Genomic DNA, 22,484 nt, shown 5'->3' with positions numbered 1-22,484 from the left:
GGCGTCAGGGGCGCACGCGAACGGTGCGGCCCTCGAAGGTGACCAGGTCGCCGTCGTGCAGCTGACGGCCCCGGCGACGATCGACCTCGTCGTTGACCTTCACGAAACCGTCGATCACGACCTCTTTTGCGTCGCCACCCGAGTCGAGCAGACCCGAGTACTTCAGGAACTGCCCGAGGCGGATCATCTCGCCGCCGATGGAGACATCGTCGATGCGGCCGGAATTCGTCATGACTGAAATGGTAGCCGCCGGATGCGCGCCGCGGCTCGCGGTCAGCCGAGCGCCCGCTGGATCCGCTCGCTCAGACGGTCGGCCGCCTTCGTAGTCGTCCGGCGACGGGTCGGCGCCTGCAGTGCGATCCTCACGTCGGATCCTCCCTCAGCCAACGGAGTCGCCACGACCCTCACGTCGGCGGCTCCCCCGAACAGCGTCCGTCGTGTGCTGAACGCCACGGAACGATGATCGGAGACTCGCCACTCGACGCGCTTGAGCTCTGTCGTGAGCTGCTGCAGCACCCGCACGACGGAGTCCGCCCGCGCGGGTGTGTAGAAGTACGTGTGCACCGTGACCGGCATGGATTCCCCTGACGACAGCATCTTCGGTCTGCGATCGAGACCGTACCCACCTACAGAGACCGCGCGGTGAACGGATCATGATGCGAAAGTGCCGAACTCGTCGGAGATGCGTCGAGCCGCCGACCCCGTGGGGCCGGCGGCTCGAGGAACGACGCGGGGTGCTCAGTCGTCGATGTCGGTGCCGACGACGGCGAAGTCGGCGCTGAAGTCGATGTCGATCGAGCGGCGGTCGGTCGTGAGCACCGACGCGTCGTAGGGGCTGACCTCGTCGTTGTCGGCGTCGAGGTCGGTGATCATGCCGTCGGCCTCGGCCAGCGCGGCATCGACGAGTGCGCGGATGGCCGACTCGTCGAGGGTGTGGGTGGGGGCGGAGTCATCGTCGTCCTGCTCGGTCGAGACGACGGTGGCGGCGAGGTCGGCATCCACCCGCACCTCGGTCTCGCTGCCGTTCGCCGTGGTCAGCTGCACCTCCCAGGTGCCGTCGCGCTTCGCGTCGATGGACGTGACGTCGCCTTCGGCTGCGCCGCGGGCGGCATCCGCGATCTCCACGAGCTCGTCGGCGGAGTCGGTGCCGATGCCGGTCACCGGGCCCCCGCCCTGGGGTGCGCCCTGCTCTCCGTCGTCGTCGCGGCCGTCTCGGTCGCCGCCCGGCTGTCCGCCGTTGTCGTCGGCGTCGCCACGGGGACCGTCGGAGACCGAGGGGCGGTCGTCGTCGTCGCCGAACTCGTCGCCGATCGCTGCTCCGATGGCCACGCCGCCGCCGGCGAGAACCACCGCGGCCGCGATTCCACCGCCGATGAGAAGGGCACGCTTGCGACCACGCTTCGCGGGGGCTGCGGGAACGGATGCCGGAGTGCCGGTCTCAGCGGCGAGCGGTGCGACGGGCACGGTCTCGGCGTCGTGGGCCGGAGTCGGCGCGGGCGGAGCGGGGGGCGCCGGCGGAGTCGAGTTCACGGGGAGGTTCTCGGGCGTCTGGTCGGGGGTCGAGTTCTTGTCGTTCATGTCTCGATGTTCTCCCGGCGGTGCTGAAGCCACCCTGAAGCCTCCTGAAGACCTCTTCAGGAACCAGCGACCGAACGGCCGGGGCCGCGGACCGGGGTTTCCTCGTACCGTTTGCAGGATCCGGGCACCTCTGCGGGACGAGAACAGGTGTCTGGTCCCGCATCCGTGCTTCAGCCCTGCAGACGGGCCGGATGCCCGGGGGTGTTCGGCCTTCGGACGGCCCGGATATCGAAGTCGGCTTGGGGTTTCCTCGTACCGTTTGCAGGATCCGGGCACGAATGCAGGACGAGAACAGGTGTCTGGTCCCGCATCCGTGCTTCGGTCCTGCAGACGGGCCGGGTGCCGGGAAGTGCCGGGTCCCTGCAGACGGGCCGGGTGCCGGGAAGTGCCGGGTCCCTGCAGACGGGCCGGATGCTGAGGGATCAGTCCGAGAGCGGCAGGGTCACCACGAAGCGGGCGCCGCCCCAGCGCGAGGCGTCGACCGAGACCGTCCCGCCGCTGGCCGCCGCGATGCCCTGCACGATCGCGAGGCCGAGACCGCTGCCGCCGGCATCCCGGCTGCGCGCCTCATCGAGCCGCACGAAGCGCTCGAAGATGCGCTCGCGCTCGTCGGCGGGCACTCCTGCGCCGTCGTCCTCGACGGTCACGAACACCCAGGCGTCCTGCGGGATCACGCTGATCGCCACGCGGCCGGCACTGTGCCTGACGGCGTTGTCGGCGAGGTTGCGCAGCAGCTGGCCGAGAAGCCGAGGATCCCCGGCGACGCGGGCCGCACGGATGCCCGACCCGTCGACCTCGACCCCTCGCGACCTCAGGCGTCGCACCTCGCCCAGGGCCAGGTCGTCGAGGTCGACGGCCTCGTCGTGCGTGCCGCCGCCCTCGTCGAGCCGGGCGAGCAGCAGCAGCGACTCGACGATGCCCTGCAGTCGGAGCCCCTCGTCTGAGACGACTTCGGCCAGCTCGCCGATGCTCGTGGTGGCCGGGTGCGCCTGTGCGAGCTCGGCGTGCTGACGGATCGTCGCGAGCGGTGAGCGCAGCTCGTGCGAGGCATCCGAGACGAAGCGGCGCTGGGCGGTGGCCGACGAGTCGAGGCGATCGAGCATCCGGTTCATGGTGGTCGCGAGTGCGGCGATCTCGTCGGATGACGGCGGCACCTCGACGCGTCGGTGCAGGTGCTCGGCGGTGATGCCGTCGACCTCCTCGCGGATGCGGGTGACGGGCCGCAGCGCTCGGCCGACGACGAGCCAGGTGGTGACGGCGACGAGCAGCAGAAGCAGCGGCACGGCGACCGCGAGCAGCACGGCGACCGTCGACAGCGTCTCGACACCGTCTTCGATCGAGACGGCGAGCACGAGCGTCTCGTCGTTCTCGAGGTCGTCGGAGACGACGAGCATCGGCTCGCCGCCGATCGTCGTGGTGCGTGCCTGGTCGGCGAGGGGGAGCGCGGTGGAGCCGAGCTCGTCGCGGGCGTCCTCGCTGGCGGCCCTGACCGCGCCGTCCTCGCCGATGATCTGCACGATCTCGTCGTCGAGGGAGTCGACCCCGCGCTCGCCGCCCGGGCCGCCGCCGGGGCCGTCGAAGCGCTCGGCGAGTTCGTCGAGTCGCTGCTCGGCGGCGCGCTCGGCGCTGGCATGGATGCTGGAGCTCAGGATGCCGTAGAACGAGAACGCCCCGATCAGCAGCGCGACGGCCACGACCACGGTCGCGCCGAGGGTCGTCCTGGCACGCACCGATCGGAACGCGCGGCTAGCCACCGTCGGCCGCCAATCGATAGCCGGCGCCGCGGATCGTCTCGATCGCCTCGCGCCCGAAGGGCTTGTCGAGCTTGCGGCGCAGGTGACCGACGTAGACCTCGACGATGTTCGGGTCGCCGTCGAAGTCGTCGTCCCAGACGCCCTCGATCAGCGCGCGCTTCGACAGCACCTGACCGCGGTGCCGCATGAGGTGCTCGAGCACGGCGAACTCGCGCGCGGTCAACGTGACCTGGGTCTCGCCGCGCCAGACGTGGTGCGACGACGGGTCGAGCTTGAGGTCTCCGGCTTCGAGCACCGCAGGGCGCGCGACAGCGCCGCGGCGCACGAGAGCACGGAGGCGAGCCACGAGGATCGCGAAGGAGAACGGCTTGGTCACGTAGTCGTCTGCGCCCGTCTCGAGGGCCTCGACCTGGTCCCACTCGCCGTCCTTGGCGGTGAGCATGAGCACGGGCGTCCAGTTCTCCTCGGCGCGCAGCGCCTCGCACACCTTCCACCCGCTCATGCCGGGCATCATCAGGTCGAGCACGATCGCGTCGTACCGCGTCTCACGCGCACGCCACAGCCCGTCGACGCCGTTGTTCGCGACGTCGACCGCGAAGCCCTCCGCCTCGAGCCCCCGGCGCACGGCGTCGGCAAGACGCACCTCGTCGTCAACCACCAGGATCCGCATTCCTCCAGTGTGGCGGGCGCACGCTGAATCCGCGCTGAAGCGGGTCAGATGAGGCTCGTGCGCATCAGCGCGCGCACTCGGGCTCTCCCTCGTGCGCCCTCGGGAGGAGAACTCTCCTACGGGAGGAGAGAATGCCGCTGAGACTCCTCCCGGGGCGCAGTCCTCCTCCCGGGGCGCAGTCCTCCTCCCGGGGCGCAGTCCTCCTCCCGTGGCGCAGTGCTCCTTCCGAGGCGCAGGCGATGGTCGCCCACGTAGCGCACACCGGTTGGCACTGTCCGTCCCGTGTGGTTGCATGAGGGCATGACCGGAATCCGGGGGGACAGGTCGAGAGGTGCACGTCTTCTTCTCGTCGTCGCGACGACCATGATGCTCGCAGGGTGTGCGACGGCGACCACAGGCTCGCCCGGCGCATCGCCGTCCGCATCCCCGAGTCCCACCCCTACGGCCGCGTGCCCGCAGATCGAAGGCGTAGACCTGCCTCCAGACTGCGCGCCGTACGACCCCGATCACGCGATGGCGCAGAACGAGCGCTATCGCGACCGGGTCGATCTCTCGGAGGAGAGCCGGGCAGCCGCCGAGGAGCCCGCGGCTACCGTCCGCACCGGGCTCGAGACGCTCCGTGCCTCGGGAGACCTGTCGGTGAACGCGGTCGAGGAGGTGTTCGCCGCGGCGGGCCTCGCGGGCGTCCAGACGCTGGGCGATGAACGCGCGGTGGCCTTCGGCGCGGCTGCACCTGACGGCGGATGCATCTTCGGCGAGGTCTCGGCAGATACTCTCACGGTCGAGATCGGCGGCGTCATCATGGACGGCGGCTGCCTGCCGGCGGTCGGGCACTGACCGCAGCCGACCCGCGCCGACCGCGATCGGCCCGCGTCATCGAGATCAGGCGTCGGTGCGGAACCCGGCGGCCTTATGCGTGCCGTCGCAGAACGGCTTGATCGTCGAGAGACCGCAACGGCACAGCGCCACCGTGCGGCGCGTCACCTCGATCGGCTCGCCGTCGGAGGTCTCGAGCACCGCGGCTCCGCGCACCAGCAGCGGACCGTCGGGGTACGCCGTGATCGTGACGGCATCCTGCGCCCCGCTCATCGCGCGTCCCGCTCTCGCAGCGAGGATTCGCCGCGCGTCCAGGAGTCGAGCATGTGTCCCGCCGCCCATCCGTCGACGGTGAGGCAGGCTGCGGCGCCGAACATGATGTCGGGCAGCAGGTCGGGGCGGTCCTCGGCCAGTCCACCGGCGAGGTCACGCGCGGCGATCTGCTCGTGCACGGCATCCGCCTCGACGTGCTCGTCGAAGTAGTCGGTCACGTCCTCGGTGAAGCCGAGCCGTCGCAGCCCGTCGGCGTAGAACCGGTTGGGGATCGACGAGGTCATCTCGAACGCGGCCAGATGGCCGACGATCGCTCCGACGAGCCGACGGTTGAGGCCGAACATCGACATCATGTTGAGCGACGCGAGCGTGATCGCCGGCACGTCGTCGACGTAGGCGCCGTAGGTGTCGTCGAGGCCGGCGCCGCGCATCGCGCGAGCGAAGATCGTCGCGTGCACACGGTCGGGGCGCCCTCCGCCGTACTCGTCCGACTGGATCTCGACGAGCGCCGCCTTGGGCCGACCGGTCAGGCGGGGGATCGCCCACGAGTGCGGGTCCGCCTCGCGCAGCGTGTAGATCGAGCGCTGCATGAAGAACTCGTGCATCTGCTCGTCCGTGGCCTTCTTCGCGACGTAACGAGAGAGGCTCGGTCCGGTGTCGGCCTCGGCGAGAGCGAACAGGGCTCGTCCGACGGCGTCCACGGTCGGCTCGGGCAGTTCCGGGGTCGGCACGGTCGCCCGCAGCGCCCGCTCGAAGGCGTGCTCGAGGAGTCCTCGCGTGGCGATCAGCGCCGGGTCCCACTCGAGGGCGGGATCGAGCTCGGACAGAGATCCGTACGACGAGGCGTACAGCACGAAGAGCGCGAGTTGGATGTCGTCGTCGCGCACGACATCGTCGCTGGTGGCGAGCGCGCTCTCGGCGCGGGCGCCGAGGTCGTCGGCGTCTTCGCCGGTCAGTCGGCGGATGATGCCGTCGCTGAGCGGGCCGCGGGCGGCGATGCCGTGAAGGGCGGACGGAGTGAGGGCCGGTGCAGACATGCTCGAAGTCTCGCCCCCGATCCCCTTCTCGAGAAGGGTCTTGACGGCGACACATCCGATGCGGAAGGGACGGGAGGGCGGATGCAGTGGCATCCGCCCTCCCGTCGCCGTCGCTCGATCAGGCGTGCACGGGGTAGTGGCTGCTGATCGCGATGCGGTTCCAGCTGTTGATGACCACGGCGAGCCAGGTCACGGCGGCGATCTGCTTCTCGGTCAGCACGCCCTCGACGTCGACTCCGCGATCCGCCAGGCGGCCGTGGTCGCCGATCATCGTCACGTTCTCGGCGATCTGCAGCGCGGCCTGCTCCTCGGTCGAGAAGTACTGCGACTCCCACCATCCCGCGAGCACGGCCAGCCGGTCGGCCGTCTCGCCGGCCTTGACGGCATCGGCGCAGTGCATCCTGAGGCAGAAGGCGCAGCCGTTGAGCTGCGACGCCCGCACCTTGACCAGTTCGACGAGCAACGGCGAGAGTCCGGCATCCTCCGCTGCGGCGACCGCCTGGGCGTTGAACTCCAGCATCGCCTGATACGGGGCTGCGTAGACCTTGCCGATGTTGACGTGCGACACGTCGTCTCCTTCGCTCATGGGGCGCGGGATGCGCCTCCATGAGTACTGACGCCGCAGCATCCGGATCTGTGATGCGCCCGCGCCGCCTAGGCTGGATGCATGAACAAGAACTCGCTCTGGACCATCATCGGCGTCGTCCTCGCCGTCGTGATCGCCTGGTGGATCGTCAGCGCGCTCTTCTCGATCCTGTGGTTCATCGCGAAGCTCGCGATCGTCGCCGTCGTCGCCGTCGTGGTGTTCCTGGTGCTGCGCGGGATGTTCAGCTCAAAGGCAGACTGACCGGCGCCTCTGGTCACCACCCGGCGCTGATCAGGCGACGGGGGCGTTCGCTCCGACCCGGTAGCGGGCTGCGCGATGCGTGTCCTGCACGCGGTCGCCCTTGCCCTGCAGCTTGTTGCGCAGAGTTCCCGGCGTGTACTCGTTCGGGTAGACGCCGCGCTCGCGCAGCACGGGGATGACGTGCTCGATGACGTCCTGCCAGGTGCCGGGCGTGACCGCGTAGGCGAGGTTGAATCCGTCGATGTCGGTCTCCTCGACCCACGACTGCAGTTCGTCGGCGATCTCGACGCCAGAGCCCACGATCGTCGGCCCGAGGCCGCCGATCGCGTTGTGGCGGCCGAAGTCGCCGACGGTCCACTCGCGTCCGAGGTCGGCCTCCTCCTTGAGATGCTGCAGCACCGACTGGATCGCGTTGGACTCGACGTTGCCGACGGGCTCGTCCTCGGCATACTGCGAGAGGTCGACGCCCATCCAGCCCGACATGAAGGTCAGCGCGCCCTCGGGGCTCGCGTAGGACAGGTATTCGGCGTGCTTCGCCGCGGCAGCCGCGCTCGTGGCCCCCGTGATGACGGTGAGCAGCGTGTAGATCTTCGCGTCGTAGCGGTCGCGACCGGCGTCCTCCAGCGCATCGCGGATGCGCTTCACGGTGCCGGCGAGCACCTCCTTCGAGGGCGCGGCGACGAAGATCGCCTCGGCGTTCTCCGATGCGAAGCGCACACCGCGAGGGCTGGCTCCGGCCTGGTAGATGACCGGGGTGCGCTGCGGCGACGGCTCGGAGATGTGGATGCCGGGAACGCTGAAGTGCTTTCCCTCGTGGCCGATCGGGTGCACCTTCGCCGGGTCGGTGAAGATGCCGCGCTCGCGGTCTTCGACGACGGCGTCGTCTTCCCACGATCCCTCCCACAGCTTGTAGAGCACCTCGACGTACTCGTCGGCGTGGTCGTAGCGGTCGTCGTGTGCGAGCTGATCGTGCTGACCCATGTTGCGGGCGGCGCTGGGCAGGTAGCCGGTCACGACGTTCCAGCCGACGCGTCCGTTGGTCAGGTGGTCGAGCGTGCTCAGACGCCGTGCGAACGGATAGGGGTGCTCGAAGGCGGTGCCGGCGGTGATGCCGAAGCCGAGGTGCTCGGTGACCGCGGCCATCGCGCTCACGAGCAGGATCGGGTCGTTCACGGGAACCTGTGCGCCGTTGCGGATCGCCGCCTCGTTGGTGCCGCCGTAGACGTCGTAGGTGCCGAGCACATCGGCGATGAAGATGCCGTCGAAGGTCGCGCTCTCGAGCAGCTTCGCAAGATCCGTCCAGTACGAGATGGTGTTGTACTGGCGCGAGCGGTCGTCCGGGTGTCGCCACAGACCGGACGACTGGTGGGCGACGCAGTTCATGTCGAAGGCGTTGAAGCGGATCTGACGGGTCATGGGGTCAAGCAAAACCCGCGGAGGCGCCCCGTGTCAGCCCCCGCGACACGGGGCGACACATTCGTCGGTCGAGTCCGGCCGGGTCAGCCCCGGTCGCCGTCGACGGTCTTCGTGGTGGACGTGATCGGACGCGGATCGGGCATGATCGTCTCGACCTGCGGTTTGGCGTTCGCCTGCGCTCGGCACCAGACGACGAATCCGACCGCGGTGAAGACGCCGTAGAACACGTACATGAGTCCGGTCGCGTAGAAGCCCGAGCTGAACAGCAGCGGCACGCCCACGACGTCGACGGCGATCCAGATCAGCCAGAACTCCGTCCACCCCTTGGCCATGCCGTAGGTGGCGAGCAGGGATCCGACGAAGGTCCACGCGTCGGCCCACACCGGCTCCCACGAGCCGAGGGCGCGGAACAGGGGAGTGAGGGCGATCGTGCCGATCACCATCACGAGCACCAGGCCGATGCGCGCGCTGTTCGGTGCCCACCGGGGCGTGACGCGACCACCCGACGACGAGGCCTGCCGCCAGCGCACCCACCCGTAGATCGCCACGATGATGAACATGACCTGACGACCGGCCTGGCCGAGCAGGTGCGGCAGCTCATGATCGGGATTGAGGATGGACCCGAGGAAGACGGTGAGCAGCAGCAGGTTGCCGACGATGCCGACGGGCCACGCCCAGATCTTGCGCTGCATGCCGCCGAGTGCGCTGGCGAGGCCGAATGCGTTGCCGACCACCTCGCGCACGAGCAGCACCTGGCCGCCGGGCAGCATCCACTGCGAGTTGAAGGCGTCGACCAGCCAGAGGAAGACGTTCACTTCGTCTCGTCGGGGAAGGGCCGCTGATCGAGCACCAGCTGCAGGAACGTGAGGTCGAGCCAGCGATCGAACTTGGTGCCGACCTGCGGCATGCGCCCGACCTGCATGAAGTCGAGGCGCTTGTGCATGATGATCGACCCCGTGTTGCTGCTCTCGATCGCGGCGACCATCACGTGCTTGCCGAGGCTGCGGGCGCGGTGGATGAGCTCGATCATCAGCGCCTTGCCGATGCCGCGCCCCCGCTGGCCGTCGCGCACGTACACCGAGTGCTCGACGGTGTGCCGATATCCGCTGTGCGGGCGCCAGTCGCCGAAGGTCGCATACCCGAGCACGCCGGTCTCGTCGACCGCGACGATGACGGGATAGCCGCGGCCTGTGCGCTCCGCGAGCCAGGCGGCGCGGTCTTCGACCGTGACCGCCTCTTCATTCCAGATCGCGGTGGTGTTCAGCACCGCGTCGTTGTGGATCGCCGTGATCGCTTCGAGGTCGGCGGTCTCGGCATCCCGGATCTGGGGGTCGCTCATCGGCTGTCTCCTGCATCTGCGCTCGGGTGCGCACTGCACGACGGTAGCAGGATGCCGGGGCGGGGGCTCTCGGGCACCCGCTTCGCCTCACTGCGACGAGTTCCAGTAGGTGAGCTTGGCGGGGTTGAGCACGATCCACAGCTGGGTGATCACACCCGCCTCGACGTGCACGTTCATGACCGAATGCACGTTCTCTCCGTCGCGGAACACCAGGCCGAGACCGTCGCCGAAGTGCTTCTCCTCGGCGGTGAAGTGTGGGTTCTTGGCCGCTATCCCGAGCAGGAAGCGCGCGACGTTGTCAGCGCCGCTCACGACATTGCGGGCGGCGCTGACCACGCCGCCTCCGTCGCTGCGCAGTTCGACGTCCGGTGCCAGGAACTTCAGCAGCGGAGCGACTTCGCCCGTGCGCGTCGCCTGCTGGAAGGCCCGCACCACACGGTCGTGCTCGGCGCGGGGCACGACGGTCGCCCGGTTCTCGCGCACGTGACGACGAGCGGATGACGCGAGCTGCCGCACCGCCGCGGAAGATCGTCCCACGGCCTCGGCGATCTCGTCGAACGGCACGGCGAAGACGTCGTGCAGCACGAAGGCGACGCGCTCGGCGGGAGTCATCGCCTCGAGCACGACCAGCAGCGCGGTCGAGACGTCGTCGTCGAGAGTGATGCGATCGAGAGGATCTTCGGGCGTCGAGGCCGTGCGCGATCCGATCGCTCCGGCGAAGAGCTCGGCCGGAACGGGCTCGGGCAGCCACGGCCCGACGTACTGCTCGCGCCTGTGGCGGGCGGAGCCCAGAAGGTCGAGGGCGACGCGTCCCGCGACGGTGGTGAGCCAGCCGGCGGGGTTCGCGATGGTCTCGCGCTCAGCTTCGGTGAGCCGGTACCAGCGCAGGTAGGTCTCCTGCACGACATCCTCGGCATCCGCCAGAGTGCCGGTCATCCGGTATCCGAGGGCGAGCAGGCGTCGCCGCTCGCGGAAGACGTCGTCGAGGTCGTCATCCATGGGGTGCCTTTCGGATGCGGGTGCGAGTGTGCTTTCGCAGGATATGACGACGGAGCAGGGTGGAGTGTGAGGCCTCACGTTCTCGGGTGCTGATTCGTCATCTGGTGCAGGAGGCGTGGACGTGCGCCCCGGAGCGGAGAGGGAATCGGATGAGGATCGCGGTCGCCGGAGGAACAGGGGTCGTCGGTCGGCACGCCGTGGAGGCGGCGCGGGCGGCCGGTCACGAGGTGGTGGTGCTGTCGCGGTCGTCCGGAGCCGATGTGCTCACCGGCGCCGGGCTGGCCGCGCGGATGCAGGGGGCGGATGCCGTCATCGACGTCACGAACACGACCACGCTCTCGGCTGCGAAGGCGGTGAAGTTCTTCGAGACGGCGACCCGCACTCTGCTGGCTGCGGAGTCGCGTGCGGGTGTCGCGCACCACGTCGCTCTGTCGATCGTGGGGATCGTGGGGATCGATGGCATCGACGCCTCGTACTACGCGGGCAAGCTGGCGCAGGAACGCGCGGTGGCTGCAGGGTCGGTGCCGTTCACGATCGCGAGGGCCGGTCAGTTCCACGAGTTCGCCGGACAGCTGCTGTCGAGGATGTCCGGCCCGGTGGCGGTGCTGCCGAAGCTGCTCATGCGGCCGGTGGCTGCGCGCGAGGTCGGGGAGCATCTGGTGCGTGTCGCCGAGGGCGCGCCGGCCGGGCGTGTGTCTGACCTGGTCGGGCCGAGAAACGAGGTTCTCGCGGATGTGGCTCGGAGGCAGCTGGCGTTCGACGGAGTGCGCCGGCGGGTGCTGGGAGTGCGGCTGCCCGGCGCCTACGGGCGAGGGCTGGCGTCGGGGTCGCTGCGCGGAGGGGCGGATGCTCTGCAGGGTCGGATCACGTTCGATGAGTGGCTGCGGGGTGACGACCACCTGCCGTCATGAGCTCGATTTCCTGCTCCAACGGATTCCGGCATCTCGCTCGAGATTCGAACATCTGTTCTAAAATGGAGACATGCCCTCATCCCGCCTGATGCCGCTTCTCGAGGCCTTCGAGCGCCTCGGCGACGTCTGGGGCGACGCCGAGGGGTCGGCGGAGCTCTCGCGCATCGAACTGCTCGACGCGCATCGTGCGGTGAGCCAGGCGCAGCGATGCCTCGACGGGCTCCACGCCGAGCTCGCGGCGACGATCGCGCACGAGTCGCGGTCGGAACTCGGCCCTGACGGGTTCGCGAAGCAGCATGGATACCGGAGTGCTGCGGCGATGATCGCCGCGCACACGGGTGGGTCGGCCGGCGACGCCAAGCGACTCATCGCGGTAGGGCAGGCAGCGGCGCCGCGGACGAATCTGTTGGGTGAGGTCCTGCCCGCGCGGTATCCGGCGCTGGCGTCGGCGCTCGCCGCAGGGGAGATATCCGTGGCGGCCGCCGCGCTCATCGTCAGCCTGCTCGAGCGGATCCGGCTCAAGGTGGGGTCGGCTCGGGTCGAAGAGGTCGAGCGTCTCCTCATCGGCAGGGCAGCGGGGATGTCCCTCGCCGACGTCGGCAAGCTGGTGGCCCGTGCCGAAGCCTGGCTCGACCCAGATGGCGTCGCACCCAGAGAGCGAGAGGCCCGCGACCGCCGTTCCCTGACGATGTTCGAGCGCGACGGCTCGCTTCACCTCGTGCTGCAGACCGACATCGCCTCAGGGGCGCCGATCAAGGCCGCGATACAGGCCTACGTGGCGGCGTCGTTTCAGTCGCGGATCACCGCGACAGACCCTGACGCGCCGGATGCCGATCGCCGTTCGGTCGCGATGATCCAGGCCGATGCGTTGACCGCCGTCTGCGAGCACGCGATCGCCTGCGACAACGGCGGGATGCCCGCATCGGGTGCGACAGTGGTGGTGCGCGTGAACCTCGACCAGCTCATGTCGGGCGAGGGCAGCGCGACGATCGACTGCAGCGACCAGCCCGTGAGCGTCAGCACCTGCCGTCGCATGGCTGCGGGTGGCGGCATCATCCCGGTGGTTCTCGGATCAGCGGGGGAGATCCTCGACTGGGGGCGCGAGAAACGGTTGTTCACCCGGGCGCAGCGATTGGCACTCGTCGAGCGAGACGGCGGATGCGCCATGTGCGGTCTCCCTCCGCAGATGACCAAGGCGCACCACATCAGGTGGTGGCAGCGAGACACCGGACCCACCGACCTGAACAACGGCGTACTGCTGTGCGAGTCGTGTCACCATCGCATCCACGACAACGGGTGGGATATCCGCATCGAGGGAATCGGAGCCGCGGCACGGGTATGGCTGATCCCGCCGCGAAGCATCGATCTCGCGAGGACTCCGCGCCTCGGGGGCCGGGCTCGCTATGACATCGCTGCCTGACGTCGATTCCGTGGTGCGCGGTTCAGACGTGCACGTCGGCGGGCGATTCCTCGCCCTCGTGGAAGTTCGGCTTCTTGCCGATCAGGCGGCCGATCCCCAGGATGATCCCGACGATGATCAGACCCGCGATCAGGCCGGCGATGGCCGAGAAGAGGGTGTCGCCGATCCAGACGATGACAGCGCCGAGGGGCTCGAGCGCGTGCTCGATGGCATGCAGGATGTCTTCACCGAAGTGCACGCCCACCTCGCCGAGGTTCACGAGCAGCAGGTGGCCACCGACCCACAGCATCGCCACGGTGCCGAGGATGCTGATGAAGCGGAAGACCGCCGGCATCGAGCGCACGATCCGCATTCCCGTGTGGCGGACGCGTGCGACCGGGTTCTTGGCCATCTTCAGACCGATGTCATCGATCTTGACGAGCAGGGCCACGGCGCCGTAGACGACGCCCGTCATGAGCAGGGCGATCACCGCGAGGATCGCGAGGGTCGTCCAGATGTCGAGACCGGCCTCGAGGTTCGCCAGCGAGATCAGCATGATCTCGGTCGAGAGGATCAGGTCGGTGCGCACGGCGCCGAGCACCAGCTTCTTCTCGTCGCGGGCGCCTTCATCGGCGTGACCGTGCTGCACGCCGAACCACTCGAGCACCTTCTCGGCGCCTTCGAAGCACAGATAGGCACCGCCGAGGATCAGCAGGTACGGCAGCACCCACGGCGCGAAGGCGGTGAGCACCAGCGCGATCGGGATGATGATCACGAACTTGTTGACCAGCGAACCGAGCGCGATCTTCGCGACCACAGGCAGCTCACGCGCCGGCGTGATGCCCTGCACGTACTGCGGGGTCACCGCGGCATCGTCGATCACGACGCCCGCGGCTTTCGCCGAGGCCTTCATCGCCGCGCTGAGGATGTCATCGACGACGGCGAGCAGTCCAACCGACATGTGCGTCTCCCTGTGGTGTGTGTGGCTGAGCAACTCTATCGACTCCTTTCAAACTCACAGCCCGCTCACAGTCCTGCGGGACCAAAACAGGCGCCCGCCTGGTTCTCCTCTAAGACGCTGCAGCCAGCCGCGTCGGACAAGGAGTCAGATCATGTCGAACGAGTACCGCAAGAACCCCGCGGCGGTCAGCGACCTCACGCACCTGCAGTACGAGGTGACGCAGGAGGATGCCACCGAGCCGCCCTTCCGCAACGCATATTGGAACAACCACGACGACGGCATCTACGTCGACGTCGTCTCGGGCCAGCCGCTCTTCGCGTCGACCGACAAGTTCGACAGCGGAACCGGATGGCCGAGCTTCACCAAGCCCATCGAGGCCGATGCCGTGACCACGCGCACCGACCGCAAGCTCTGGATGACGCGCACCGAGGCGCGTTCCACCGGCGCCGACAGCCACCTGGGGCACGTCTTCGACGACGGACCCCGCGATGCAGGAGGGCTCCGATACTGCATGAACTCCGCCGCCCTGCGCTTCATCCCGGCTGACAGCCTGGAAGATGAGGGGTACGGTCGCTACCGTCACCTCTTCCCCACCACCCCCACCTCTGAGGAGCAGTCATGACCGACACCGGAACCATCACCCGCACCCCCGGAGCCGAGACCGCCGTGCTGGCGGGCGGCTGCTTCTGGGGCATGGAAGACCTGATCCGCCGCCAGCCCGGCGTGCTCGACACCCGTGTCGGCTACACCGGCGGCAGCAACGACCACGCCACCTACCGCAACCACCCCGGTCACGCCGAGGCTGTGGAGATCGTCTTCGACCCCACCAAGACGACGTACCGCGACATCCTCGCGTTCTTCTTCCAGATCCACGACCCGTCGACGAAGGACCGTCAGGGCAACGATGTCGGCTCGAGCTACCGCTCGGCGATCTTCCCGCTCAGCCCCGAGCAGGAGGCCGTCGCCCGCGACACCATCGCCGACGTCGACGCCTCAGGCCTGTGGCCGGGCAAGGCCGTGACCACGATCGAGCCCGCGGGCCCGTTCTGGCAGGCGGAGGACGAGCACCAGGACTACCTGATCAAGTACCCCAACGGCTACACCTGCCACTTCCCGCGTGCGGGATGGGTGCTGCCGAAGCGCGAAGAGAACGCGACGGTCTGACCGTCACCCCGAGAGCCCTTCGTCACCTCGTGACGGAGGGCTCTTCTCGTGCCTGCGGTCAGCCCTCCGACAGGAACGCCAGCGCGGCTTCCTTGAACGCGCGGGACCCGGGAGCGTTGAAGTGGTTGCGATCCGGGATCTCGAAGAACCGCCCCTGAGGGGCTGCGGATGCGAGCGCGCGCGAGCCTTCGATGATCGCATCCTTCGAGCCCGTCGCGAACAGGATCGGGCTCGCGGGGGCGTGCGACGGATCGGGGTCGATCGTCCGTGACGACCGCATCCCCTCCGCCAGTGCCACCAGGGCTCCGAGGTCGTTGCCCGGCACGCGCTCGGTCAGCGTGATGTAGTTCTGCGTCGTCGCATCCGACACGGGCGTGCCGTCCGCCAGGTATGCGCGCACCTGATCGAGATCGAGCCGGGCGAGAGGGATGCCGTCGGGCACCCCGCCGAGCACGGCACGACCGATGCGATGCGGAAGATCACGCACGACCTCCCAGCCGACCCGCGCGCCGAGCGAGTATCCGACATAGACGGCTTCATCGACGAGGTATGCGTCCATGACCGTCTCGACGTCGGTCGCGAGGGTGCGGATGCCGTACGCGTCGGCCTGATGCGGCTTCTGGCTGAGGCCATGGCCTCGCTGGTCGAGCGCCAGCACGCGGTATCCGGCCTTGGTGAGCTCGCGCACCCAGCCCGTGAGCACCCAGGTGTCGCGGGCGCTCGACGCGAAGCCGTGCACGATCACCACCACCGGCGCATCGATCTCCCCCCATGTGTACGTCGCGAGGCGAGTGCCGTCAGCGGCGTACACCTGCTGGGGTTCGGGCATGTTGGTCAGGTCGGAGAGAGGAACAGCCACGGCATCCATTGTCCTCCTCCTGCGATGCCCGGAGACGCCGAGACCCACCGGCCCCGAGGGAACGGTGGGTCTCGGTCGTCAGCAGCTGCGGCTCAGAAGCGAGCGCGCAGGGCCTCTCCGAGCGATGCGTCGACGTTCGTCCAGTACTGGAAGAAACGCTCGCGGATCGCGTCGATCGTGATGGCCTGTCCCTGACCGGTCAGCGTGTCGAGGAAGCGCGCGCGCTGCTCGTCGTCGAAGACCGTGCGGTACAGCGTGCCCGCCTGACCGAAGTCGTCGTCGTCGAGGTGCAGGGTCGCCGCGGCGCGGATCAGCTCGCCGTCCGACTCCCAGCTCGCCTCGACACCCGCGGCAGGGTCGGCCGTCGGTCCGCCGGCGGGGCCGTACGAGTTCGGCGTGTAGACGCGGTGCTCGGCCGGGTTGAACTTGTACTGCATCTGGCCTTCGTGCATGTAGTTGCGCACCTCGGCCGCATGCGGCTGGTTGACCGGAAGCTGGTTGTAGTTCGCGCCGATGCGGTAGCGCTGCGCGTCGGAGTAGGCGAACACCCGAGCCATGAGCATCTTGTCGGGCGAGATGCCGGTGCCGGGAACCTGGTTGCCGGGCGAGAAGGCGGCCTGCTCGATCTCGGCGAAGAAGTTCTGCGGGTTGCGGTCGAGCGTGAACGTGCCGACCTTGATGCGCGGGTAGTCCTTCTTCGACCAGGTCTTCGTCAGGTCGAACGGGTTGAAGCGGTAGGTCTTGCCCTCGTCGTAGGGCATGACCTGCACGTAGACATCCCAGGAGGGGGCGTCGCCGCTCGCGATCGCGTCGAACAGGTCGCGACGGTAGTAGTCGGCATCCGATCCTGCGAGCTTCTCGGCCTCTTCGGCGCTCATCGCCTCGACGCCCTGCTTCGACAGGAAGTGGTACTGCACCCAGAAGCGCTCGCCTGCGGCGTTGACCCACTGGTAGGTGTGCGAGCCGTAGCCGTTCATGTGGCGCCAGCTGCGCGGCAGGCCACGGTCTCCCATCAGGTACGTGACCTGGTGGGCGGACTCGGGAGAGAGGGTCCAGAAGTCCCACTGCATGTCGGCGTCGCGCAGACCCGAGTCGCCGAGGCGCTTCTGCGAGTGGATGAAGTCAGGGAACTTCATGGCGTCGCGCAGGAAGAAGGTCGGGGTGTTGTTGCCGACGATGTCGAGGTTGCCCTCGGACGTGTAGAAGCGCAGTGCGAAGCCGCGCACGTCGCGCCAGGTGTCGGGCGAACCCTGCTCGCCGGCGACCGACGAGAAGCGCAGCAGCGTCTCGCTCTGAGCGCCGGGCTGGAAGGCTGCGGCACGGGTGTAGGCCGACACATCCTCGGTCACTGTGAAGGTTCCGAAGGCTCCGCCGCCCTTGGCGTGCGGGTTGCGCTCCGGCACACGCTCGCGGTTGAACGACGCGAGCTTCTCGACGAGGTAGCGGTCGTGCAGGACCGTGGGTCCGTCTGCTCCGACGGTGAGCGAGTGGGCGTCGCTCGCGACGGGAGTGCCCGTCTGGGTGGTGGTCGATGGGTCGGTCATGTTCTTCTCCTTCTGCGCACAGGGACGACGATCACCCCGGGTGCCCGGGATCGGACGTCGGATGCTACTGCGCGGCGTTCTGGCAACTGGGGCACAGGCCCCAGAAGGTCACTTCGGCTGTCTGGACGGTGAATCCCCCCGCCGAAGACGGGGTGAGGCACGGCGCTTCGCCGACGACGCAGTCCACATCGCCGATCGCACCGCACTGGGTGCACACGATGTGGTGATGGTTGTCGTCGATGCGCCGTTCATAGAGCGCCGCGGAGCCTGCCGGTTCGATCCGGCGGATCAGACCCGCCGTCGTCAGGTCCGCGAGGATGTTGTGCACCGACTGGATCGACGTCGTCGGAAGCACCTCGGAGACGGCGCGGAAGACCCGCTCCGCATCCGTGTGGGCCATGGATTCCAGAGCCTCGAGAACGGCGACGCGGCCCGCGGTCGCACGCAGCCCGGCACCGCGAAGTGCCGAGTCGAGTTCTGTCTCCATGCCTCGACTCTAGCGTCTCTTTTGAGTAATTCAAAAGAATGGCGTGTCGGCCGCGCGGGTTGCATCCTGCACACGTGCACGTAGCGTGAAGGGATGTCTACGACAAGAGCGGCAGCAGTGGGACTGATCCTGATGGCGGGCGTCGCGCTCGCCGGATGCAGTGGCGAACCCTCAGGGTCGGGCGAGGGGTCCCCGTCGCCCTCCGCCTCGGCGTCGAGCCCCACGCCGACCCCGACTCCGGACGCCGAGGCGGATGAAGCGCTGCTCCCGGTGCCGGTCGAGGAGATCGCCGACTGGGCGAAGACTGCCGTTCCCGGCGGAGACGCCGACGGATACGTCTTCGGCTTCTCCGGGTGGATGAGCGAGAACAGTTCGGCCCACGACGTGACGTCTTTCACGTCACTCCCGCCCGGGTCGTACCAGGCTCAGTTCGCCTGCAGGGGTGACGGCACCATCACTCTCGTGACCAGCGAACTGGACGAGGGAGACCCGGCAGAGCCGGTCGTGTGCGCGAACGAGACGATCGCCTTCGACGTCACGAATGCTCGCACCGGAATTCGGTTCGCGCTCGCTCTCGAGGGCGCCCCCACGGTCCACGCGCTGTCGCTCGTCGAGGCGTCCTGAGCGCGCGGTCGTCCGGATCCACTGAGGGCGTCAGGACTCCGACGGCGCGAGAGGCAGCTCGAGGCCGTAGTTCCAGGTCAGGATCGCCGGTTGCTCACGGTAGAAGCTCAGCACCGACACCGATCCGGCGTCCAGCGTGATCTGAGCGCCGAAGCGCGGCGCGAGGCGCAGATAGACCGCGGTGAGGATGCGGAGGAAGTGCCCGTGCGCGACCAGCGCGACATCACCCTCGGTCAGCTTCGGCAGAACCCGGGTGAGCACGCGGGATGCGCGGGCCGCGACCTCCTCGACGGTCTCGCCCGGCGTCGCGCCTCGGATCACTCCGTGAGTGAATGCGCTCCAGTCGTAGCCGAGCTCCTCGCGGATGTCCTTCGTCGTGCGGCCCTCGTATCCGCCGTAGTCCCACTCGACGAGCAGCGGATCGATCTCGGCGTGCAGACCGGCGAGCTCGGCCGTGCGCCGGGCGCGCTCGAGCGGCGACGACAGCACGAGCGAGAAGTCGTAGTCGGCGACCAGCTGTCCGGCACCCCGGGCGAGGTCCTCGCCCCGCGCCGTGAGCGGGATGTCCGTGAGGCCGGTGTGCAGGCCGGCCTTCGACCACTCGGTCTCGCCATGGCGCAGGAGCACGAGCTTTCCCGTGGGGTTGTCGGGTGCGGGTCGGTCGGGCAGCTGGTCGTAGACAGGGATCGCAGGCACACCGCAACCGTAGCCCGACGTCGGGGCCCGGTCACTGCGTGATCGTGAACCCGCCCCCACGCACGCGCACCTTTCCGCCGGCGACGGCCTGGCCGCGCTGCGATCCGTCCGCCTCGTAGGCTCGGCCGGCACCGCGTGCGAGCGCAGCGACCCGCTGGTCCCGTCGAGTCCCGTTCGCATAGAGAACCGCCGAGCCGGAGGTCGTCGAGTACACCGCGTTCGCGATGGCTGGCTGGATCACCAGGGCGTCGAGCCGCAGGTCGCCGGTGCTCGTGCATCGCACGGTCACCGCCTCCGCGGGCAGCTCGCCACCGAGCAGCTGCGGCACCAGCATCCCGTCGGCTTCGGTGAGTCCGCGCTCGCCGGTGCCACCCGCGGGCGTGCGAGTGCTCCACAGACGCCGGCGACCGCGGAACACCTCCCACACCGCGTCACCCGCATCCGCCGCCTGTCTCCACACGAGGCCGTGCAGGATGCCGTCGGGCTCGGTCACATCGAACTCGACCGACTCGCCCGCGGGAACGCGCACGTACGCGCCATCCGACAGGTTGCCCTCGCCGGTCCAGGCGCCGTCCTCGGGCCGCACGACCACGCAGCCCGCCGAGAGCCGGGCGCCCTCGGCGTCGATCACCCTCAGTCCCGAGAACGACGACAACCCGGTGATCGACGTCGCGATCCGGGCGATGTCACGGTTCGCATCCAGCAGCAGCATCGTGAGCAGTCCGTGGATGGTGGACTCGGCTCCGGAGTTCCGATTCACCCGTCCATCCGTCTCGACACCGTCGAAAGTCACACCGGTGGCCGGGTCGTAGACAGGGATACCCGCCGTGTTCGCGCCGAAGAACCACCCTGCGGCGAGTCCTGCGAGCACCCGCAGCCCCTCACCACCGACGGATGCCGCCTGCACCGCCGCCGCGACGCGACCGTGCGCGCCGTAGGCGATCTGCGCCTCCGCGGGCACCGGCGCCCAGGCGTTGTGCGGACCGCCCGTGGCGAGCACCTGCGGGGTGAAGGTCCCGGCATCCGCCACGGCCGACGCGGTCCACTCGCGACGTCGCAGCAGCGCACCGGCGCGAGCGAGAGCCTCGGGCGCGGCCGCACCCCAGGCGTGCCAGAATCCCAGCGACCCGGTCCAGGGCAGCACGGCGCCGAACGGCCAGCCCTTCGCAGGATCAGTGGCCATCGCCGCGACACCTTCTCCATACGTCTGCAGAGCCTGTCGGCTTCGGGCGTCTCCGGCATCGGTCGCGGCGGAGAGTCCGAGCATGGCCTCGGCCGTGGCATCCGCTCCCCCCGCGATCAACCAGGCGGGCAGGTCGCGTCCGTCGCTGCGCACCCACTGCCCGGCGCGCGACAGCGACTCGCGACCGAGCGCATCGAGGGCCAGATGCAGCCGCGAGAGCAGGAACGCCGCGAACTCGGCATCCTCCCGTCGGAAGGCCGCGTAACCCTCACCGAACGCCCACACCGTGCGCGCCAGCCAGTACGACTCGGCGGAGTCCGACGGATCCGGCAGTTCGACGGGGATCGCGCTGGGATTCAGCGTGCCGTCCTCCTGCTGCCACAGCACCACGCGGCCGGCATTCGGCCCGCTGGTCGTCTGCAGGAACGCCAGCGACCGCAGCACATCGCGTGCCTCGTCGCGGGCCTGCGCGTCGCCGGTCGCCTTCCATTCGCGCAGGAACACGACCGCGGCTCGGGCGATGTCATCCGCGTTGTACGCGCCCTGTGTCCAAGAGCCGGTCACGGCGTCGCGAGTGCCGCCACCCACCGGTCGGTAGCCCCCGGCGCCGTCGGTGTCGGCATACGTCCATGGCGCGAGCACGCGCGGCGAGACGTCGATGTCGAACGTGGTGTGCGTGACGCTCGCCACGACCGGCACCTCCGCGAGCAGAAAGCGCAGGTGCGCGAGGTTCGTGAGTCGCGCCCCGGCACCCGCCCCCGCAGGCGGAGACCCGAGAGGCAGGCCGGCAGCGGGCGCCGACGCCTGCGCCCCGGCCGAATCCAGCGGCAGGAGCGCCAGCGCCGAGGTGGCGGCTGCCGCGGTCAGGAAGGTCCGTCGGGAGATGGCCATGGTCTCATTCCTCGCTCGTGTTCGAGTCGGCGCCGTCTCGCAGTGCGCGGCCCCACGGCTGGGCGGGGTCGTGGATGGCCACGGCCAGCGTCGTGTCCGACTGCCCGTAGTACGCGAACCACCGGCCCTGGAACTTCACGAGTCCCTCGACGAAGGTCACGTTCGAGACGAGCCCGTGCATGTCCTCGAAGGTCTGCGGACGCAGCCACGGCTCCTGCAGTCGCGCGAGCACCTTGGTCGGCTCGTCGGGGTCGATCGCGATCTGGCCGCAGCGGTAGTCCACGTCGACCGAACCGTCCTCGTGCACGGTCCTGGTCGCCCCGTTCGTGAGCATCACGAGCAACCCGTTGTCGGTGACGACAGGCGAGGTGCCGATCTCGACGAGCGCCTCGTCCCAGGTGCCGGGGGTCGGCGAGTACATCGGCTCGGTGTCGGGGGTGCCGGGCGTCCAGTGGAGGAGATCGTCGCTGGTGGCCCAGTAGATGCCGCCCTCGCCGAAGTACATCCACCACTTGCCGTGCATCTTCTGCGGCACGATGACCCCGGCCTTCGACCAGTTGAACCCGCGGGGGTCCATGGTCTTGAACGTGTCGAAGTCGTCGAACAGCGGTCCATGCTTGGTCCAGGAGCGCAGATCGGTCGAGGTCGCGAGGCACAGCTGCGCGCTGCGCCGATCCCAGCCGGTGTAGGTCAGGTAGTAGGTGCCGTCGATCAGCGCGATGCGCGGATCCTCGCATCCGTAGCGTTCGTAGTCCTCGGAGGGGGAGAGGATCGGTGCGTCCTCGCGGGTGAAGTTCACGCCGTCGCTCGAGCGGGCGATGCCGATGTGCGAGACGATGTCGTCTGCGTGCGCCCGGTAGAGCAGCACCACTTCGTCGCCGTCGACGAGAGCCGCCGGGTTGTAGAGGTTGGCCGACTCCCAGCTGTCGCCCTTCGGACGCAGGATCGGGTTGCCCTCGTAGGGGGTGAACGGGCCGAGGGGGAAGGATGCTCCGGTGAACATGGGGGTCCTTTCGGGGATTCTGGGGGAGGGGCC

26 protein-coding genes are annotated in these 22,484 nt (G+C 69.0%); 7 read left to right on the top strand and 19 right to left on the bottom strand.

Annotated elements, in window-relative coordinates:
• Window positions 1-4: 4 nt before the first annotated feature.
• The 5 genes from MRBLMI13_RS07885 to MRBLMI13_RS07865 all read right to left on the bottom strand — a co-directional run bounded on the left by MRBLMI13_RS07885 (window position 5) and on the right by MRBLMI13_RS07865 (window position 4,002).
• Window positions 5-232 carry an RNA-binding S4 domain-containing protein gene (locus MRBLMI13_RS07885; protein ID WP_042541504.1) on the bottom strand — a complete coding sequence of 76 codons (228 nt, stop codon included), beginning with the start codon at window positions 230-232 and terminating at the stop codon, window positions 5-7.
• A 41-nt stretch (window positions 233-273) separates the two neighbouring features.
• Window positions 274-576, bottom strand: coding sequence for a hypothetical protein (locus tag MRBLMI13_RS07880; protein WP_042541503.1), 303 nt, complete (start codon window positions 574-576; stop codon window positions 274-276).
• A 162-nt stretch (window positions 577-738) separates the two neighbouring features.
• A complete protein-coding gene (locus MRBLMI13_RS07875; RefSeq protein ID WP_367821644.1) occupies window positions 739-1,578 on the bottom strand; it encodes a PepSY domain-containing protein in 840 nt (279 codons plus the stop codon).
• A 422-nt stretch (window positions 1,579-2,000) separates the two neighbouring features.
• A complete protein-coding gene (locus MRBLMI13_RS07870; RefSeq protein ID WP_367821642.1) occupies window positions 2,001-3,332 on the bottom strand; it encodes a sensor histidine kinase in 1,332 nt (443 codons plus the stop codon).
• Complete coding sequence (locus tag MRBLMI13_RS07865; RefSeq protein ID WP_042541499.1) at window positions 3,325-4,002, bottom strand: response regulator transcription factor; 678 nt, start codon at window positions 4,000-4,002, stop codon at window positions 3,325-3,327. Before MRBLMI13_RS07865 ends, MRBLMI13_RS07870 begins: the two co-directional genes overlap by 8 nt.
• A gap of 513 nt (window positions 4,003-4,515) precedes the next feature.
• On the opposite strand from MRBLMI13_RS07865, the gene MRBLMI13_RS07860 reads away from it, so the two are divergent.
• Window positions 4,516-4,839: a hypothetical protein gene (locus tag MRBLMI13_RS07860; RefSeq protein WP_367821640.1), complete on the top strand. Its 324-nt coding sequence runs from the start codon at window positions 4,516-4,518 to the stop codon at window positions 4,837-4,839.
• A gap of 45 nt (window positions 4,840-4,884) precedes the next feature.
• Here MRBLMI13_RS07860 and MRBLMI13_RS07855 read toward each other — a convergent pair whose 3' ends face one another.
• From MRBLMI13_RS07855 to MRBLMI13_RS07845, 3 genes are all read right to left on the bottom strand, one after another.
• Window positions 4,885-5,091, bottom strand: a complete 207-nt coding sequence (locus tag MRBLMI13_RS07855) for a CDGSH iron-sulfur domain-containing protein (RefSeq protein WP_056374892.1) — start codon at window positions 5,089-5,091, stop codon at window positions 4,885-4,887.
• Entirely contained in the window at window positions 5,088-6,128 is a 1,041-nt protein-coding gene (locus tag MRBLMI13_RS07850) for an iron-containing redox enzyme family protein (RefSeq protein ID WP_367821638.1), read from the bottom strand. Before MRBLMI13_RS07850 ends, MRBLMI13_RS07855 begins: the two co-directional genes overlap by 4 nt.
• Before the next feature lie 118 nt (window positions 6,129-6,246).
• Window positions 6,247-6,696, bottom strand: a complete 450-nt coding sequence (locus MRBLMI13_RS07845; protein ID WP_367821637.1) for a carboxymuconolactone decarboxylase family protein — start codon at window positions 6,694-6,696, stop codon at window positions 6,247-6,249.
• 99 nt (window positions 6,697-6,795) lie between these two features.
• On the opposite strand from MRBLMI13_RS07845, the gene MRBLMI13_RS07840 reads away from it, so the two are divergent.
• The gene (locus tag MRBLMI13_RS07840) at window positions 6,796-6,975 is read left to right on the top strand and encodes a hypothetical protein (protein WP_042541496.1); all 180 of its coding nucleotides are present in this window, start codon (window positions 6,796-6,798) and stop codon (window positions 6,973-6,975) included.
• A 30-nt stretch (window positions 6,976-7,005) separates the two neighbouring features.
• Here MRBLMI13_RS07840 and MRBLMI13_RS07835 read toward each other — a convergent pair whose 3' ends face one another.
• The 4 genes from MRBLMI13_RS07835 to sigJ all read right to left on the bottom strand — a co-directional run bounded on the left by MRBLMI13_RS07835 (window position 7,006) and on the right by sigJ (window position 10,729).
• Entirely contained in the window at window positions 7,006-8,391 is a 1,386-nt protein-coding gene (locus tag MRBLMI13_RS07835; RefSeq protein WP_367821636.1) for an LLM class flavin-dependent oxidoreductase, read from the bottom strand.
• Window positions 8,392-8,474: 83 nt separating this feature from the next.
• Entirely contained in the window at window positions 8,475-9,161 is a 687-nt protein-coding gene (pnuC, locus tag MRBLMI13_RS07830) for a nicotinamide riboside transporter PnuC (RefSeq protein ID WP_376708839.1), read from the bottom strand.
• A gap of 41 nt (window positions 9,162-9,202) precedes the next feature.
• Window positions 9,203-9,730 (bottom strand): GNAT family N-acetyltransferase, encoded by a 528-nt coding sequence (locus MRBLMI13_RS07825; protein ID WP_042540414.1) that lies wholly within the window; start codon window positions 9,728-9,730, stop codon window positions 9,203-9,205.
• Between the two features lie 87 nt (window positions 9,731-9,817).
• The gene (gene sigJ / locus MRBLMI13_RS07820) at window positions 9,818-10,729 is read right to left on the bottom strand and encodes an RNA polymerase sigma factor SigJ (protein ID WP_367821634.1); all 912 of its coding nucleotides are present in this window, start codon (window positions 10,727-10,729) and stop codon (window positions 9,818-9,820) included.
• 149 nt (window positions 10,730-10,878) lie between these two features.
• Here sigJ and MRBLMI13_RS07815 point away from each other — a divergent pair, with 149 nt between their 5' ends.
• Both MRBLMI13_RS07815 and MRBLMI13_RS07810 read left to right on the top strand, forming a co-directional pair.
• Window positions 10,879-11,640, top strand: coding sequence for an SDR family oxidoreductase (locus MRBLMI13_RS07815; RefSeq protein ID WP_367821632.1), 762 nt, complete (start codon window positions 10,879-10,881; stop codon window positions 11,638-11,640).
• Window positions 11,641-11,710: 70 nt separating this feature from the next.
• Window positions 11,711-13,060, top strand: coding sequence for a DUF222 domain-containing protein (locus MRBLMI13_RS07810; protein ID WP_367821630.1), 1,350 nt, complete (start codon window positions 11,711-11,713; stop codon window positions 13,058-13,060).
• Between the two features lie 22 nt (window positions 13,061-13,082).
• On the opposite strand, the gene MRBLMI13_RS07805 is transcribed toward MRBLMI13_RS07810, so the two are convergent.
• On the bottom strand, window positions 13,083-14,000 hold the full coding sequence (locus MRBLMI13_RS07805) for a DUF808 domain-containing protein (protein WP_042540422.1): 918 nt from the start codon (window positions 13,998-14,000) through the stop codon (window positions 13,083-13,085).
• 151 nt (window positions 14,001-14,151) lie between these two features.
• Between MRBLMI13_RS07805 and msrB the strand changes: the two genes are divergently transcribed.
• Together msrB and msrA are read left to right on the top strand one after the other, a co-directional pair.
• A complete protein-coding gene (msrB, locus tag MRBLMI13_RS07800) occupies window positions 14,152-14,622 on the top strand; it encodes a peptide-methionine (R)-S-oxide reductase MsrB (RefSeq protein ID WP_042540424.1) in 471 nt (156 codons plus the stop codon).
• Window positions 14,619-15,164, top strand: a complete 546-nt coding sequence (gene msrA, locus MRBLMI13_RS07795; protein ID WP_367821627.1) for a peptide-methionine (S)-S-oxide reductase MsrA — start codon at window positions 14,619-14,621, stop codon at window positions 15,162-15,164. Before msrB ends, msrA begins: the two co-directional genes overlap by 4 nt.
• Window positions 15,165-15,222: 58 nt before the next feature.
• On the opposite strand, the gene MRBLMI13_RS07790 is transcribed toward msrA, so the two are convergent.
• The 3 genes from MRBLMI13_RS07790 to MRBLMI13_RS07780 all read right to left on the bottom strand — a co-directional run bounded on the left by MRBLMI13_RS07790 (window position 15,223) and on the right by MRBLMI13_RS07780 (window position 18,054).
• The gene (locus MRBLMI13_RS07790; RefSeq protein ID WP_414685952.1) at window positions 15,223-16,032 is read right to left on the bottom strand and encodes an alpha/beta fold hydrolase; all 810 of its coding nucleotides are present in this window, start codon (window positions 16,030-16,032) and stop codon (window positions 15,223-15,225) included.
• Window positions 16,033-16,115: 83 nt separating this feature from the next.
• Window positions 16,116-17,567 carry a catalase gene (locus MRBLMI13_RS07785; protein WP_367821623.1) on the bottom strand — a complete coding sequence of 484 codons (1,452 nt, stop codon included), beginning with the start codon at window positions 17,565-17,567 and terminating at the stop codon, window positions 16,116-16,118.
• Between the two features lie 64 nt (window positions 17,568-17,631).
• Window positions 17,632-18,054, bottom strand: coding sequence for a Fur family transcriptional regulator (locus tag MRBLMI13_RS07780; protein WP_042540432.1), 423 nt, complete (start codon window positions 18,052-18,054; stop codon window positions 17,632-17,634).
• A gap of 93 nt (window positions 18,055-18,147) precedes the next feature.
• On the opposite strand from MRBLMI13_RS07780, the gene MRBLMI13_RS07775 reads away from it, so the two are divergent.
• Window positions 18,148-18,678 carry a hypothetical protein gene (locus MRBLMI13_RS07775; RefSeq protein WP_367821621.1) on the top strand — a complete coding sequence of 177 codons (531 nt, stop codon included), beginning with the start codon at window positions 18,148-18,150 and terminating at the stop codon, window positions 18,676-18,678.
• A 30-nt stretch (window positions 18,679-18,708) separates the two neighbouring features.
• Here MRBLMI13_RS07775 and MRBLMI13_RS07770 read toward each other — a convergent pair whose 3' ends face one another.
• The 3 genes from MRBLMI13_RS07770 to MRBLMI13_RS07760 are packed head-to-tail and all read right to left on the bottom strand — an operon-like array spanning window position 18,709 to window position 22,451.
• The gene (locus MRBLMI13_RS07770; protein WP_228385721.1) at window positions 18,709-19,365 is read right to left on the bottom strand and encodes a histidine phosphatase family protein; all 657 of its coding nucleotides are present in this window, start codon (window positions 19,363-19,365) and stop codon (window positions 18,709-18,711) included.
• Window positions 19,366-19,405: 40 nt separating this feature from the next.
• Complete coding sequence (locus tag MRBLMI13_RS07765) at window positions 19,406-21,448, bottom strand: hypothetical protein (RefSeq protein ID WP_367821619.1); 2,043 nt, start codon at window positions 21,446-21,448, stop codon at window positions 19,406-19,408.
• Between the two features lie 4 nt (window positions 21,449-21,452).
• Window positions 21,453-22,451, bottom strand: a complete 999-nt coding sequence (locus tag MRBLMI13_RS07760) for a glycoside hydrolase family 130 protein (protein WP_309692204.1) — start codon at window positions 22,449-22,451, stop codon at window positions 21,453-21,455.
• Between the last annotated feature and the right edge of the window lie 33 nt (window positions 22,452-22,484).

This window comes from Microbacterium sp. LMI13-1-1.1, from assembly GCF_040815625.1.
Classification (GTDB): domain Bacteria; phylum Actinomycetota; class Actinomycetes; order Actinomycetales; family Microbacteriaceae; genus Microbacterium; species Microbacterium forte.
Note: the sequence above shows the minus strand (reverse complement) of the source record. Positions and strands in the feature narration are given on the sequence as shown.